Here is a 16,664-nt window from a genome sequence, read left to right as displayed (position 1 = left end):
TGAAATTATGAAATTGAAATCTCTTTGGGTGATTGTTATTATGATCGTTGTGAGTTCTTGTGGTAACACTAGTAAGCAAGAAGATAATAAGTTAACCACTTTTTATTTTATTAGGCACGCTGAAAAAGTCAAGGATCAAGGTAATGATCCAGAACTTACACCGAGCGGTATTTCAAGAGCAAATCAATGGGTGAATTATTTTTTCTTAAAAGATGTTGATAGAATATTATCCAGTGATTACAAGAGAACTAGACAGACAGCGGCACCACTAGCTAAATCAAAGAAACTACCCATAGAAATTTATGATGTAAGATCTTTGAATGGTGATAGCTTATTAAATAAATACAAAGGAGAGACAGTTGTGTTATATGGTCATAGCAACACTATTAATTCCTATACCAATGACTTACAATCTGATAGTATTTATAAGGAATTAGACGAGAAAGATTACAATCATTTTTTTAAAGTACAAATCGATAATAACGGTAAATCAAGGGCACAAAAGCTAGCCATGGATTTTATTGAATAACTTATGGAGCAACCTAATAATCCTTTACATGGTGTTAAACTAGCAGATATTCTAGAAAAACTAGTAAATCATTATGGCTGGTACGAGCTAGGTGGTTTAATACGCATTAATTGCTTTAATACAAACCCGTCAATTAAATCTAGTTTGAAGTTCTTAAGGCGCACACCATGGGCTCGTGAAAAGGTGGAGCAACTCTATTTAGACACTTTTCACTAGAATTGATTAAATGTTTAATGTATATTAAACGTATGGATCAAAAAGATTACAAAGGCGCTTATTATAGCTGCTATTATAGTAAAAAATAGAATACTTTTAAGAAGGTTATAATTGTTCTGACTTCTTATTCTAGAAGCTATTTTATTAAGGTCTTTTTTATCAATTGCTTTAGTTGCTATTTTAGCATTCAGCTTTGATTTAGTCTTGCCTAAAGGTGAATTGTCAAACCTTGATTTTCTTTCACGTTTGTTATTTTTTAAAGACAGCTGCATTGCAGAAAAGGAACTATGTTTCATAACGTGAGTTTAGTTATACGTAGCTTTTAAGCTTTAATTGTTACTTTGATAGATAAAAAAAACCTCAGAATAAAATCCTGAGGTTTAAGTTTTTTTATTGAAGTACAGTTTAAAACTGATAGCGAATACCTAACGCAACATCAAAATCATTTCCATCCCTAAAATCACCAAAATAAAATTCTGGTCTTACATCTAATGAAAGTATAAGTGGAATATCAAAGTTATATTCAATTCCTACCTGTCCACCTACAAATAATGAGGTTTCACTATCGTCAAAGCGATCACGTCCTGGAAAATCATCATCAAGATCTATAAAAGCAATTCCTGCACCTGGTCCTGCGTACCAATTAAAACCGCCATCGATATTCCAAACCCAGTGATAAATACCACTAGCCTTGAATCCATCAAAATTGTTTCCTGATTCAATACCCAAATCAATTTCTAAACGGTTGTTTCCTCCTAAATAACGTTGATAGGATATTTCAGTACCAAAACCATCACCATCACCAGCTCTAATTCCTATAGCATTGTTTGAGATTTCTTGTGCACTAATTAGACCACTTACTAGTAATCCAAAAAATAAAAATATTCTTTTCATGTTTATTGTTTTAACAAAAATCTTATTAAATCAATTTATTTATGGATATAAAAAGTTAATATTCTTAAATGTATTGTTAACCTTCAAACTCTATATCATCACCGCCGTCGTTGTTGAAGTTATTACGATCACGTCTTTTTTGTTCATTAAATCTGTAAACAAAGGTGACAATAAATTGACGCTCACGCCATTGGAATTCACTTTCTGAAATAAAATTTGGGGTAGTAACAGTTCCTTGTCTACGACGACTGTTTAATAAATCACTTACACTAGCTGTAATAGAAGCTCTTTCATCCCAAATATCTGTACTTGCAGCAAGGTTTATAGTTACAATACCATCGTTAGTTCCTTGAGCATTTTCACTTGCTCCACGATAATTAATTCTATTTTGAAGGTCTATTTTTCCAGGTAAGGTGAATTTTTGATTCAATCTGGCAAAATATGTGGTGTTATTAAAATCAAAACTTTGTCCGTTGAAATCTCCATCTGTCTCAACATTGAATACATTAAAATCAGAATTAATGGTCCACCATTTAAACGGTCTGTATGTTAAAGTGAGTTCGTATCCTAATCGATCTTGTGTAGAAAGGTTTACAGGAGTTCTTCTAATTATAGGATCTCCATTGTCTGTAAGCTCTCCAGTTTCTTCTTGAATAAATTCCCAATTGTCTTCACTACGATTAAAATAGACAGCTGTACTCAATGTAACTTTATTCCATTTTCTCAGGTAGGTAAGTTCTAAACTATTTGCAAAACTAGGATCAAGATCTACATTACCCTGGAAGATATTTGACTCGCTACTACGACTAGGAAATGGGTTTAAAAATCTTCCTCTAGGTCGTCTTACTCTTCGGTTATATCCCAAAGTTATATTCTCACCATCTCTAAACTCGTAACCTAAGTTTAAAGTAGGGAATAGGCTTCCGTAATTTTTTTCTGAAGTTACATTAGTTGTTTCTTGAAAAATATCAACATCTGTTATTTCATATCGCAACCCAGCTAGTAATGAAAATTTAGTCCATTTATGCCCATATTGCGAGTAAAAGGCATTAACTAATTCCTCATATTGGAATGTGTTATTTAAACCTGGATCTGGCACTAAGGGAGAATCTGGCGTGGTAAAGTCTAGTCTTTCAGCAAAAAATAAAGAAGTCGTAATATCCCTATAGTTTCCTCTATAACCAGCCTCAAAATTGGTGTTTTCACCAATCGGAAGCTCGTAATCTATTTGTAATAAAGCGTTTTGTTCTTCTGTTTCTTGATCTTGAAACTCAACATCATTAATTGTACTTGTAGTAGTTTCTTGTTCAATAATGTTAGCGATTTCCTCTTCAATTTCACCACCGTATTGAAAACTTATAGAAAGCTTTTGACCATCCTCATCAAGATCATTCAAATAATCTAGTGTGAACTGATAATCATCCTCATTTTCACCTTCCATTTCTCGTCGCAATGTAGCCTCATTCAAATTTCTATTAATATCAAATCTATCTATGGTATTAGTAGTTACATCGTCATCGTTACCATAGCGATAAACAAAGTTTGCAACAATATTACTGTTGTCATTTATATCATATCGAGCTCCTAAACTGGTAAAGAAATTACGTCCTAGTCTATCGAAATCTCTACGTTCATCCACAAACCTGTTGGCAGCATCAGGAGAAAAGAATTCTGTACTAGAGCTAGCATTTCCTGGAGTTGTTCTATAGCGCCATCCGGTATTTGTGAAAAAGTTCCAGTCGCCCGTGCGATAATTTCCATTAAAAGAAACTCCTAATCGTTCTGGTACACCTGATTCTAATTGTAAATTTCCATTGAAACCTTCCAAAGATTTTTTTCTTAAGATAATGTTTAAAATACCAGCGGTACCTTCGGCATCGTACCTTGCACTAGGCGAGGTGATTACCTCTATTTTCTCGATAGCCTCTGCTGGAATTTGTCTTAACGCTTCGGCGCCATTTAAACCGACTAGAGCACTAGGCCTACCATCTATAAAAATGGTTACGTTTTCATTACCACGTAAAGCGACATTTCCTTCTACGTCTACACTTACACTAGGTACATTATCTAATACATCACTAGCAGAACCACCTCTTACAGTAAGGTCACTACTTATATTATAAATCTTTTTGTCTAGTCGTATGTCTACGGTTGTTTTTTCGGCAATTACCACTGCAGCATCCAATTGTGCCACATCTACCACCATTTCCATGGTGCCAAAATCTTTGTCATTTTTAATAACAACATTTTGCTTTTCTATTGTTTTGAAGGTAATGTAATCCCATTTTACAGTATAGGTACCTGGACTTACTTTAAATTCATAGTTACCATCTAGATCTGTAACACCACCTTGAGCAGGAACATTTGGATCATTGCTTATAAAAGATATGGTAGCAAATTCCAATGGAGCTTTCGTGTTAAGGTCGACAAGAGTTCCTTTAATAGTATATTTTACTTCTTGTTTTTGAGCAATCGCAAATGATCCTATTAAGATCATTAATAACGTTAAGGTCTTTTTCATTTTTAGGTTTACAACTTTTGTGCAATGTATATCACGATAAGTTGACAAAAGCCTAAACTTAGGTTAAAGGAATATCAAATTATTTATAATTCGTCGCTAGGTTTCTCCTGACCTTGACTCATTAAGAAGGCCTTTAGAAAAGCGTCAATATCACCATTAAGTACAGCATCGGTATTTCCTGTTTCTTCATTAGTTCGTACATCCTTTACCAGTTTATAAGGATGTAAAACATAATTACGTATTTGAGAACCCCATTCAATTTTCATTTTACCAGCTTCAATTTCATCTCTGGCAGCATTACGTTTTTGTAATTCAATTTCAAAAAGCTGTGATTTCAGCATTTGCATGGCTTTTTCCCGATTTTCTAACTGTGAACGAGTTTCAGAATTGTGAATAACAATTCCAGTAGGATGGTGAGTTAGAATGGCCTTGGTTTCTACCTTGTTTACATTTTGACCACCAGCACCGCTACTACGTGCAAAATCCCAAGAAATATCAGCAGGATTAATATCTATTTCGATAGAGTCATCTGCTAGTGGATAAACATAGACTGATACAAATGAGGTATGTCGTTTTGCATTACTATCAAAAGGAGATATGCGTACCAATCTATGAACGCCATTTTCTCCTTTTAACCATCCAAAGCTATAATCACCATCAATTTCAAGAGTAACTGTTTTTACACCAGCAACATCACCAGCTTGAAAATTTAATTCCTTAACCTTGAAACCATGTTTTTCTGCCCACATCATGTACATGCGCATGAGCATCTCTGCCCAATCACAAGATTCTGTTCCACCAGCACCAGCAGTTATTTGAAGTACTGCACTCATGTCATCACCTTCATTGGATAACATATTTTTAAACTCAAGATTTTCAACTAATGAGGTTGCTTCATCAAACTTTTGTTGAACATCTTGTTCGGTTGCATCGTCCTCCTTAAAAAATTCATACAATACGTCCAGATCTTCTACTAGTGTAACCGCTCGTTGATAATCTGTGGTCCATTGTTTTTTATTACGTAACTGTTTCATAATAACTTCAGCCTCTTTCGGATTGTTCCAAAAGTCAGGAGAAAAGGTTTTCTCTTCAAGATTTGTGATCTCGATTTGCTTTGCTTCAATTTGTAAGTAGGATTTTAGATCTTTTACTCGATTCTCAAGATCTTTAATCTGTTCTGTAGTTACCATAAAAATTTATTGGACTCGCAAAAATAAAATTTTAAATATTAAGGGTACTATTATCCTCAATATATAAATGACAGTGTTTTTAGTATTCGCTTTCGCGAAAGCGTAATCCCACTTAGTATCTTTACATTTTAAATGTAATAAATAGAACATGATAGATTTACGTAGTGATACCGTTACCAAACCTACAAAAGGAATGCTAGAAGCTATGATGAATGCCGATGTAGGTGATGATGTTTATAAAGAAGACCCTACGGCAATAAAATTAGAAAACCGTATTGCCGAAATGTTTGGTATGGACGAGGCATTGTATTTTCCTACTGGTAGTATGGCAAACCAAGCTGCAATCAAATTACACACGCAACCTGGCGAGCAGCTTATATGCGATAAGTATGCACATGTTTATCATTATGAAGGTGGTGGCGTTTCCTTTAATAGTGGTGTAAGTTGTAAGTTATTGGATGGTGATAGAGGAAAGATCACCGCTTCACAAGTAGAAGCCGCAATTAATCCTCCTGATTTTTATCATAGTCCTCTTACGACCTTAGTAACTCTTGAAAATACAACTAATAAAGGCGGTGGTGCTTGTTATGATTTAAATACCATTAAAGAAATTAAAGAAGTTTGCAATAAACATGGGTTAGGTCTTCATCTTGATGGGGCTAGATTGTGGAATGCTCTAGTTGCTACTGGTCAAGACCCTAAAGAATATGGCCAATTATTTGATACTATATCTGTTTGTTTAAGTAAAGGATTGGGCGCACCTATGGGTACGGTGCTTTGTGGTAAATCTTCATTGATGAAAAATGCGATGCGAGTGCGCAAGGTGTTAGGCGGTGGTATGAGACAAATAGGCTATATGTGTGCTGCTGGATTATATGCTGTTGAAAATCATATCGATCGATTAAAAGAAGATCATCATAAAGCGCAAGAGCTTAAAGAAGTCTTACAAAAAATGTCATTTGTTAAAAAAGTTGAGCCTGTAGAAACTAATATCATCATTTTTGAAGTAAATGATCAAAATGAATTTATGACATTTTGTAATGCAAAAAAAATGATAATTAGTAACATGGGTGAAGGTAAAATGAGATTTGTTACTCATTACGATTATGATTCCTTACAACATCGTGAAGTAATTAACAATTTGATTGAATTTAATTCAATTAGTTAATCTTAAATATCGTGTATTTCACCGATAATAATGGTTATTTAACTAATGTAAAGTTTTTTTATTCTTAAATTTATGTTATAATAACCTGTAAATGGGACTTTTGTATCTCATTATTTAATTATCAAATTTCAATCAAAATGAAAAAATTATTACTATCAGTAGTAGCAATGGCGGCCGTAACAGCAGTTACCGCTCAGGATCTTCCTACAAATCCAGAGCCAGGTAAGTGTTATGTACGTTGTACTACACCAGATGTTTACGAAAACGAAGAAGTTAGTATCCAGTCGACTCCTGCTTATAAGAAGTTAAGAGTGGTTCCTGCTACTTATGAAACTGTTACAGAACGTGTTCTTGTAAAAGAAGCTTCAAAAAAATTACGTGTGATACCTGCAACTTATAAAACTGAGACTAGATCTTATGTTAAGAAGCAAGCAGGTTCTACCATCTCAATTGTTCCAGCTAGTTTTGGAAAGTCAACAGAGACTATCGAGATCAAACCTGCATATGCACAGTGGGAAATGAGTTCTGTACCACCAGCAGAATGTACATCTTCTAATCCAGATGATTGTCGTTACTGGTGTTATAAAGGTTACCCAGCAGAATACCAAACTGTATCTGTAACTACTCTTACAAACGACGCTTCTTTTAATAGAACAGCTGTACCAGAGCAAATGGGAACTTACACTGTACGTGTGGTTGATCAACCAGCTAGAGTAGAGGAAATTGAAATTCCTGCAGAATATGCAAATATCACAAAGACAATCCTTAAGTCTGATGCTTCTACAACTGAAGAAACAGTACCATCTACTTCTAAAACGATTACAAGAGAAGTATTAAAGCAAAAAGGTGGTCTTACTGTATGGAGTGAGGTTGACTGTAAGCTTGTAGAGTATAACGGTCTTCAAATCAACTGGAGATTAGGAAGTGCTACATTAACTGATGCTGATAAAGCTGAAATCGATGCTAAATTACTTTCTACTCTTAACAATACTCCAGGATCAAAAGTAGAGATCGCTTCTCACACTGACTCTAGAGGTTCTAAAACTTCTAACCAGGCTTTATCTGAAAGACGTGCACAAGCAGTTGCTAATTACCTTATCTCAAAAGGTATCAACGCTTCTCGTATTGTAGCAAATGGATATGGTGAGTCAAGATTAAAGAACAGATGTGCAGATGGTGTATCTTGTACTGAGCGTGAGCACAGAGCAAACCGTCGTACTGAATTCCGTTTAATCAATAACTAAGATTAAACCTTAATACATTAGAAAGCCTGACTTTTTAGTCAGGCTTTTTTTATTTTAATAAAAACTTTAAAGGGATTTCCATTCTTCTTTTCCAATTTACAGAATCCTCTATGAAGTTTTTATATTCAATCGAAAGGAGATTATCATCAGAATATCCTTTTTGCTTAAACTCCTTAAGGACTTTATTATTATTGCTTTTGTAATGGCTATCGGTCTTTAATGAATTGTGATCAAAATAGAACTTACTTGATGATGGGCTAGGAATATATTTTGGTAACGTTTCAACAAACGCGTCTCCTAAAATCGGAACATTCCAATAGGGTTCAAAGCAAGCAGTATTGCCAAAAATATCAGGATGCTTAATTGCTGCATACAAACTGAGTAAAGCGCCCATTTCATTTCCCATGATGACAGAGTCCTCTTTATTCGATGAAACTTGAAAATTCTTGATAATAAAAGGTCTTAACTCCTTCACTAGAAAATCTAAATATTCATCACTGTATAATTCATTATATCCTGTTTGTTTTTTTAATTCTGCTTTCGCGAAAGCGGAATTTAGAAGAGACTTAGGTTGCTCAGGCATATATTCATTAAATCTCTTGTCGCCAGAACTCCAAATTGCCACAACGATAGTTGGGGAGATGGAATTAGTAGCTTGTAGAGATCTAATTTGATTTCTAAAGTTTAGGGATTTATTAAATGATATAGTATCATTTTGAAATAGGTGTTCACCATCTTGGATATACAACACTTTATACAAAGTTTCTTTTTTAGGATACTGAGCTGGAAGTAATATTTCAATTCTCCTATCAGAAACGAATTTGGAATTAAATTTAGGAATGGTTACTAGTGTATCGCTGCTTGTGCTAATATTCTCATAATGAGGTAAGAGTTGCTTAATTTCATAGGTATTTGATGGTGAAGGATTATTAACGCAACTTATAAGAAGTACAAGAAGGGAACTACTAATAATGGCCGTGCTCCTGAATTGCATATTGAAGTAATTCACCTTTACCATGGAGATCTAATTTTTGCATCATATTTTTACGATGTTTAATGATCGTACTTACAGCAGTACCTCTGAAGTCGGCAATTTCTTGGTTGGTTTTACCTTGTGCTACTAGCTTAAGAATTTCCTTTTCACTACGAGATAACAACTGTTTACGTGAGGAGAATAACTTCAAATCCTTGATATTGAATTTAAGTTCGTTATCATAGTAATTTTTACCATCTGCTATTGTAAAAATTGCTTTTTTTAACTCGGTAAGTGGACTACTTTTAAGCATGTAGCCGTCAACTCCAGCGTCAATCATATCTCTAACTGCACCTTCATTTTCAAACATACTTAGGGCGAGAACTTTTGTTCTTGGGTATTCTTTTTTAATTCGTTGACACAGTTCAACACCATTCATTTCTGGCATGCTTATGTCTGTTAGAATTACTTCAGGCCTCATGCGTTCCAGTTTTAATAGCATTTCCTTGCCATTAGGAACTGTGAACATTACCTTGATGTCGTTATCTTGTTCTAAAAATAATTTGAGACCATCGCTTAGGGAAACATGATCTTCTGCAATTGCAATATGAATCATTATTTAAGGGGTATTTCTATCATTATAGTACTACCTTTTCCTGGTGCACTGTCAACTTCAAACGAACCATTCATGTTCTCAATTTTACGGGCTATGCTGTGTAGACCTATTCCATCTGTTTTATAATTAGGGTCGTAATTAAACCCTATACCATCGTCTTCAATGATAAGATCTAATTTATCTTGATAGCTTGTTATATTTATTGAGGCATTATTAGCCTGTGCGTGCTTAATAATATTATTTAGTAATTCTTGAATAATTCTAAACAAGTTCAATTCTTTAGAATTAGATATAGGAGTAGATAGTTCATTACTTACTACTTCGACATTGGTTTGCCCTGCTTGATTAATTTTGTCGCAAAGGTCTTCTAATGTATCTACCAGTCCAGATTCACCTAAAACACGACTATTTTGGGTATGGGAAATGGTTCTTACCTTAGAGTAGGTTTCACCTATAATATTCAAGGCATTGGTAAGTAAGGTTTGCGCGCTTTCTTCTTTGACGTTAGATTGAACCGATTCAATATACATTTTTACTGTGGTAAGTGAGCTCCCTAAATCATCGTGTAAATCTGATGCTATTTTTTTTCGCTCTTGTTCTTGACCGGCAATCATGGCGTCAATACTCGCAAGTTCTTGATCTTTACGTAATTTTTCCGCCTTCTCTTTTTCAGCAAGTTCTCTTGCTTCTAATACCTTCTTTTGTTTATAAGCATAAAGTATAAAAAATCCAGCTCCTGCTATTATGATTCCTAAAACTATAGAAAGTACATAAAGACTATTTTCAGCTTTTAATTTACCTGCTTTTAGTAAAGCATTTTCCTTTTCCTTTTCTGCTGTTGCGTATTTTGTCTGTAAATCTGCAATAGTACCTGCTTGACTTTCTTCTCCAACAGAGTCTTTTAAAATTAAATAACTTTGATAGTATTCAGCAGCTTCTTTGTATTTTTTATTAGCATATAAAATTTCAGCTTTGTTTCTTTTAATAAGAGCGTCCATTCCTACATTTTTGTAGTTTTTTAAATAAAGTTCAGAAATATTGATGGACTTAAGTGCTTCAGCGTTTCTTTCAAGTTCAAGTTGAACTTTTGCCATATTATTATACCGTTCCAGCATTGCGAATGAATCCTTAGCTTTCTCGTAGTATTCTATATTCTTTTTAAAGTAAAAAAGGGTTGAGTCAAAATCATTATTGTAATAATGAATAGTGCCTATAATATTTTCAATATTAATTTTCTCTCTTTCTAATTTCGCTTTTACCGCTATATTTTTCATTTGATAACTTAATTGAAGAGCATCAATAAAGTCTTCTTTTACAATGCTTTTATAGCATTGATTGTAAATACAATCTATAATTAATTTAGGTTGATTTAACTCGTAGGCAATCTTACAGTTTTCTTCGTCAAGAGCTTCAGCACTAGTACTAAATTCTGAAACCGTATTGGCAACTTTTTGAAGGTAATGATTTACAGTATAGATATTTCTTAAGGAAACATTTTCCTTATATTCTTTTGCTTTTAATAACGCTTTATAAGATTCAACGAATTTATCCTCTTGAAAAAACACCATTCCTTTGATTAAAAGAAATTTTACCTTGGAAGAATCATTTAATTTCTCAAAGTCTCTTAACTTCAATTGTTGCTCAACGTTTACAGCTTTTCCTTGATCTATATAGCTTATTATACTATCTAATGGGATTTCTTGAGAATAAGTCCAAAACGAGAATGTAAGGAATAAAATTGGAGTAATAAAATTGCGCATTTGATGGATAGTTGTATTACAAATATACAAGTTATTAAACAGCTAGTTATTTAAGTAATATCATCAAGAAGATAGATTTACAAGTCTTATTTAAGACCGTATTTTATTAATAGGAGTAACACAAAAAATCCTATAAACCCTATCAATACCCAAAATACACCACGATAATTTTTTTTGTGTAGTTTTTTATCCTTCCTGTACATAATGCTTATTATAATCACAAATGCAATAAAAAAAAGAAGTGCAAAAATTAATTGTCCGGTAGAGAACATAGGATCTTTTTGTAATAATATTGGGTACATCTGAAGTATTTTTTCAAATTTACAATCCTAAAAACTAATAAATGAAAAAACAATTAGAAAGCGTATATAAATTTCACGATTCATTTGGACTAGGAATCAAAAATTCACCAATTGCTGATATTTCTAGCAGGAGAATTAAACTAAGGTATGAACTCATGAAAGAAGAAAATGAAGAGTACCTTGAATCGGCTCAAAATAATGACATAGTTGAAGTAGCAGATGCACTAGGAGATATGTTATACATACTTTGTGGAACTATAATAGAACACGGCATGCAAGATATAATCACTAATGTCTTTGATGAAATTCAAAGTTCTAATATGTCAAAACTGGGTGCTGATGGAAAACCTATTTATAGAGAAGATGGTAAAGTATTAAAAGGACCTAATTATTTCAAACCAAATATTAAACAGTTTTTAAAATAGAATAAAAAAAGCGCCTTATTATTTATAAGGCGCTTTTACAATTTATCAATTAATAAAGTTATCTCTTCAGAGCAAAGTGTCCTCTAAAACTTCTTCCGTCACTTAATTCTACCATATACCAATAGTCACTAGAAGGCATAGGGTTACCATTATAAGTTCCATCCCATCCAGCACCTGTAGGACTTATTTGTTTTAATAACTTACCATATCTATCAAAAATATAAATGTTTGCATCTGGCACAGTTTCAATAGCAGTTACTTGCCATGTATCGTGATATCCGTCAGAATTAGGAGTGAAATAAGGTGGTCCACCTATAATAACGGCATCTTGAGAAACCGTTCCACACCCATTTTTATCTTTTACATAAACGGTATAAAATCCTGGAACTAGATTATTAAATCGTGGCGAATCTTGATATACAAAGTTATCCAAACTAAATTCATAATCTCCTGGACCAGTAACTATCGCTTCAAGTGTATTTGTATTTACTTCAAATTGGTTGACAGCAATTCTTTCTATAGTTGCTATATCAGATTCAATTACTCTAATGGTTGCTGTGGTATCACAACCATTGCTATTTGTTACCGTTACTGTATAGTCATCTTGTGAGTTTACTGTTATTGTTTGTGTGGTTTCACCAGTTGACCATAAATAACTTGAATAACCAGGACCTGCATCTAGAACTTCATCAATTCCTGCACAAATGGTTATTGGACCTTGATTATTGATATCTGGTCTTTCAAATACTTCAATTTCAAAGAAGGAAACATCGTAACAATCAGGGTTATTTCTGTTTTGAATTCTAGCATAAATTGTTTGAGCTCTTGATGTATTGGTATATGGCACGGGAAGAGCATTGCTATTTGAATCCGCATCAGCCTGATTTAAGTGATAAGTTATTTCAAAATCAGAAGCTGATTGACCGTTTAATACTGCACCATCTTGTTGCGAGAAATCAAAATCTTCAAAACCATCATTAGAAGGATCATCACAACCCACTATATCAGGAGCAAAACCAGCAGTTGGTTGTTCGCTTACTGTCAATGTAAAGCTCGTGAAATCCGCACAAACTGGATTAGCTACAGCTTCAATTCTAACGTATACTGTTTCTGGATTAGTACCATTATTATAAATCACAGGCAAAGTATTACTGTTATTATCCGCATCATTTTGTGTAGGATGGTAAGTAATGGTAAAATCTGATGGGTTTTGGTTACCTAAGACTTGACTATCTGCCATTGATAAATCAAAAGATTCTGTATCATCATTTGTAGGATCATCACATAGAACCATATCATTCACCGCATTTGCAGTTGGAGTAGGGGCAATGACAAAATTAAAACTGGTTGTAGTATAACAACTATTGTTATTTACATTATCAATTCTAACAAATATTCTAGGAGTAGAAGCACTTACAGAATAAGGACTTGAAAGTGGACTAGCGTCATTATCAGCGTCTGCTTGAGAAGCGTGATAGGAAACTACAAAGTCTGATGCTGATTGACCATTTAATATGGTAGAATCAAATTGACTAAGATCAACATCTTCAACACCATCATTGGAAGGGTCATCACATACTATTATATCAGCTTGAACACCTGCTTGCGGAGTTGTGTCCACAAATAAATTGATACTTATTGTATCATAACAGCTCGTGTTAGAATTAGTCTGTATTCTTCCTATTATAGTTGATGTTCCAGAGGTATACATGGTAGGTAATGCTGTTGCTCCGCCAACAGTTCCTAGATCAGCATCTGATTGATTAGCAAAATACTCAATGGTGAAATCTGCGGTATTCTGAGTATCTAAAATTTGAGGATTTAGAGTACTTAAATCAAAAGTTTCCTGACCATCGTTTGAAACATCGTCACACAATCTATAATCTGCTACCGAATTTGCAATAGCTTGTTCATTTAAAATAATAGTAATAGGTGCTGTAGCAGCACAACTTTCGTTATTTAAATTATCAACACGAACAACCAGATTTGTTGTTCCTAAACTTACTTGATATGGACTTGTCAACGGGTTTGAATCATTATCTGCATCAGTTTGATTGGCATGATAAGTAACTACAAAATTGGTAGAAGTTTGACCGTTCAATACATCATTATCAAATTGTACACTTAAATCCACATTTTCAACTCCGTCATTACTAGTATCATCACACAAGTCTAAAGTAGCAGGAGTATTGGCTAAAGGAAGTTCATCTACAATTAAATCAAAAGTAGTAGTGTCAAAACAATTTGTATTGTTAATATTTTCAATTCTTGCATACATGGTTTGCCCTGCACTACTATAATTTAAGGAAACAGGCGTTGCTCCACCAGCTGAACCTAAATCTGCATCGGCCTGTGAAACAAAAAATTCAACATTGAAATCTGCAGCGTTTTGTGATCCTAATACTTCCGAAATTTTTGTATTTAAGTCAAATACTTCTGAACCATTATTGGAAATGTCATCACACAGTCTGAATTCTGTTACTGTATTAGCAACTGCTTGAGTATCTAAGAATAAGTTTATAGATGTTGTATCGTAACAGTCAGTGAAATTGGTGTTTTCGATTCTAACATATATAGTAGTATTTCCTGTTAAAGCAAATGGACTTGTTTGAGGAGAACTATTTGTATCAGCATCAGATTGATTTAAGTGATAGGTTATAGCGCTATCTGAAGCATTTTGACTGCCTAAAACTGTTGCGTCAAAATCGGTTAAAAGAATATCTTCCGTACCGTCATTACCATTATCACAAAATCTTTGATCAGGTACAGGATTAGCTACTTTTGAATCGTATACATTTAATGTAATATCAATAGTATCAACACCTTGACAAGCAGTTCCAGGATCAGTAACAGCTCTTACATAAACAACTTCTGAGGTTGGTGTAGCATTTACATAGCTATTAAAATTGGTTATCGCATTAGTACCATTATTAGCATCATTTGATGTTGGATGGTACGTTACTTGAGCACCACCAGCACTTCCACCTGGAAATACCTGAGAATCGGAAGTTGTAAGATCAAATGTCTCAAAACCATCATTATCTGCATCACACAAATTTAATACCGCTGGTGACAAAGTAATACCACCTGCCTGTGATACTATAACGTCAAAAGTATCGGTAACAAAACAATCAATCGACGCAGGCGGATTTGTGTTATTAGAAATTCTTGCGTAAACGGTAGTTGTACCTAATGGAAACAGGTATGGACTATTAATAGATCCTACATTATTGTCGGCATTATTTTGAGTTAGAAAGTATGAGATAGTAAAATCGGTGGTACTTTGAGTACCATAAACAATAGGATCTATAACGGTTACGAGGTCTAATGGTTCGTCACCACTACCATCAGAATCACACAATCGTTGTATTGGAACTGGATTTATTATTGGATTTTCATAAACATTTATAACTTGAGTAGCCGTAGCAGAGTAGAAGCCGCTAGTTACCGTTAAAGAAACAGTGTAGACTCCAGGTCCAGCATATAAATGTGTTGGGTTTAATTGAGTACTTGTATTTCCATCTCCAAAATCCCAAAGAACGGTTGCTGTTGCACAAAGTCCACTAGCAGAACTATTAAATTGTATCGTACTACCATCACAATAGTCCGTTTGATTTCCATTATTACCGCCTCCAGAGCCATTATTAGCATCTTGTGCAAGGAATGAAGGTTCAAAAAATGAAGTGATAAATGGTGGTAATCCTTCTCTAGACTGCATAGGCGTAGCCAAAGCCACACCATCGTCAACATAGCCTGCAGCACCACCTAGTAAATTAGGACTTCTTATTACACCTAACCATGGTTGACAAGTACGTGCATGATAAATCATACCGTCAATACCTAATTGTAAAGCTCCACGACCAGAATTATTAGTTGCATTTGTAGGAATTACATTAGGTCTACTATTCCACATGGCTCCACCATTAATTTCATACTGTAGAATTTCTCTGGTGTTCCCAGTTCCACATCCATTACCAGTATCTTGGGTATTTCCATTTAAGTATACGAGTTGAGAATTTGGAGAAAACTCAGTACCATAATATCTTGAAGTGGTTCCAGTAGTGTTAGTAAGAGGTATAGGATTAGAAACAACACCAGTAGCGTTATCAAAGTCAGCTAGATAAGCCGTTCCAGCGTTCCCTATAGAGGTATTTGATACTTTTGATGCATCAGGTGATAATCTAATATAACCACGAGCATCACTCATTGCAGTTGTTGGTAATGGTGAGTCAACACCTTGGGCAGCAAGTATAATTCCGCCACCTGCAGGATAAGCACTATAAGTTCCATTTCCATCAAAAGTAAGAATCCAATAAAAAGTTTGAGAATCGTTGTAAGCTGCTGTAACTTTTTCCTGAGTACTTGCTTGTATTAATAAATCTCTTCTTCCTGCTACTACATCTCCTAATCCACTATTAAGGGACATATCTACGATACTATATCGCAATCCTGCACTAGAACTAATAGTAATTACAAAATACCTGACTGTGGACCCTAAATCGGGAATGATAATGGCAGACTGAGCACTAGAGGAATTACCGGATAGTCCGGTTCCATTAGGCATAGCATTACCATTTCTATCCCAAACTGTTGTTCCGTCTGAATACATTAATAAGGTACCACATTCATCTGATATGGTACTACAACCTTCAAATGTATTCAAGGAACCAGTTGGACCAGGAAGAGGTGCTCCACTATTAAAATCTAAACTTGCGTTTTGTCCAAAGAACCACCACGATGCCTCTCCTTGAGAATACATCGACAGAGGTGTCAATAAAATTAGAAAGAGTAAGAGTTTTTTCATTTTCGTCATTGATTAATCTACG

12 protein-coding genes are annotated in these 16,664 nt (G+C 34.3%); 5 read left to right on the top strand and 7 right to left on the bottom strand.

The genetic code is table 11. The annotated features are described in order from the left end of the window. Nucleotides 1-7 precede the first annotated feature (7 nt). Together I5168_RS10430 and I5168_RS10425 are read left to right on the top strand one after the other, a co-directional pair. On the top strand, nt 8-529 hold the full coding sequence (locus tag I5168_RS10430) for a SixA phosphatase family protein (protein ID WP_105018920.1): 522 nt from the start codon (nt 8-10) through the stop codon (nt 527-529). Between the two features lie 3 nt (nt 530-532). Beyond that, entirely contained in the window at nt 533-745 is a 213-nt protein-coding gene (locus tag I5168_RS10425) for a VF530 family DNA-binding protein (RefSeq protein WP_042278719.1), read from the top strand. Nucleotides 746-1,150: 405 nt separating this feature from the next. Here I5168_RS10425 and I5168_RS10420 read toward each other — a convergent pair whose 3' ends face one another. From I5168_RS10420 to prfB, 3 genes are all read right to left on the bottom strand, one after another. Continuing rightward, on the bottom strand, nt 1,151-1,639 hold the full coding sequence (locus tag I5168_RS10420; RefSeq protein ID WP_060522544.1) for a hypothetical protein: 489 nt from the start codon (nt 1,637-1,639) through the stop codon (nt 1,151-1,153). A gap of 76 nt (nt 1,640-1,715) precedes the next feature. Next, nucleotides 1,716-4,160 carry an outer membrane beta-barrel protein gene (locus tag I5168_RS10415; RefSeq protein WP_431471723.1) on the bottom strand — a complete coding sequence of 815 codons (2,445 nt, stop codon included), beginning with the start codon at nt 4,158-4,160 and terminating at the stop codon, nt 1,716-1,718. Nucleotides 4,161-4,243: 83 nt separating this feature from the next. Beyond that, on the bottom strand, nt 4,244-5,350 hold the full coding sequence (prfB, locus tag I5168_RS10410) for a peptide chain release factor 2 (protein WP_431471722.1): 1,107 nt from the start codon (nt 5,348-5,350) through the stop codon (nt 4,244-4,246). 148 nt (nt 5,351-5,498) lie between these two features. Between prfB and I5168_RS10405 the strand changes: the two genes are divergently transcribed. Together I5168_RS10405 and I5168_RS10400 are read left to right on the top strand one after the other, a co-directional pair. After that, complete coding sequence (locus I5168_RS10405) at nt 5,499-6,518, top strand: threonine aldolase family protein (RefSeq protein ID WP_431471721.1); 1,020 nt, start codon at nt 5,499-5,501, stop codon at nt 6,516-6,518. 137 nt (nt 6,519-6,655) lie between these two features. Then, nucleotides 6,656-7,762, top strand: coding sequence for an OmpA family protein (locus tag I5168_RS10400; protein WP_042278724.1), 1,107 nt, complete (start codon nt 6,656-6,658; stop codon nt 7,760-7,762). A 49-nt stretch (nt 7,763-7,811) separates the two neighbouring features. Here the strand turns inward: I5168_RS10400 and I5168_RS10395 are convergent, their stop codons facing one another. The 3 genes from I5168_RS10395 to I5168_RS10385 are packed head-to-tail and all read right to left on the bottom strand — an operon-like array spanning nt 7,812 to nt 11,111. Further along, a complete protein-coding gene (locus I5168_RS10395; RefSeq protein WP_431471720.1) occupies nt 7,812-8,756 on the bottom strand; it encodes an alpha/beta hydrolase in 945 nt (314 codons plus the stop codon). Beyond that, a complete protein-coding gene (locus I5168_RS10390; RefSeq protein WP_042278726.1) occupies nt 8,728-9,351 on the bottom strand; it encodes a response regulator transcription factor in 624 nt (207 codons plus the stop codon). The genes I5168_RS10395 and I5168_RS10390 overlap by 29 nt, the downstream gene beginning before the upstream one ends. Continuing rightward, entirely contained in the window at nt 9,351-11,111 is a 1,761-nt protein-coding gene (locus I5168_RS10385) for an ATP-binding protein (protein WP_105018925.1), read from the bottom strand. The genes I5168_RS10390 and I5168_RS10385 overlap by 1 nt, the downstream gene beginning before the upstream one ends. 343 nt (nt 11,112-11,454) lie before the next feature. Here I5168_RS10385 and I5168_RS10380 point away from each other — a divergent pair, with 343 nt between their 5' ends. After that, on the top strand, nt 11,455-11,838 hold the full coding sequence (locus I5168_RS10380; protein ID WP_431471719.1) for a hypothetical protein: 384 nt from the start codon (nt 11,455-11,457) through the stop codon (nt 11,836-11,838). Between the two features lie 58 nt (nt 11,839-11,896). Here the strand turns inward: I5168_RS10380 and I5168_RS10375 are convergent, their stop codons facing one another. Then, nucleotides 11,897-16,642, bottom strand: coding sequence for a T9SS type B sorting domain-containing protein (locus tag I5168_RS10375; RefSeq protein ID WP_431471718.1), 4,746 nt, complete (start codon nt 16,640-16,642; stop codon nt 11,897-11,899). Nucleotides 16,643-16,664 lie beyond the last annotated feature (22 nt).

Source organism: Nonlabens sp. SCSIO 43208, assembly GCF_050703575.1.
Classification (GTDB): domain Bacteria; phylum Bacteroidota; class Bacteroidia; order Flavobacteriales; family Flavobacteriaceae; genus Nonlabens; species Nonlabens tegetincola.
This window is presented reverse-complemented; position numbering and strand designations above follow the sequence as displayed.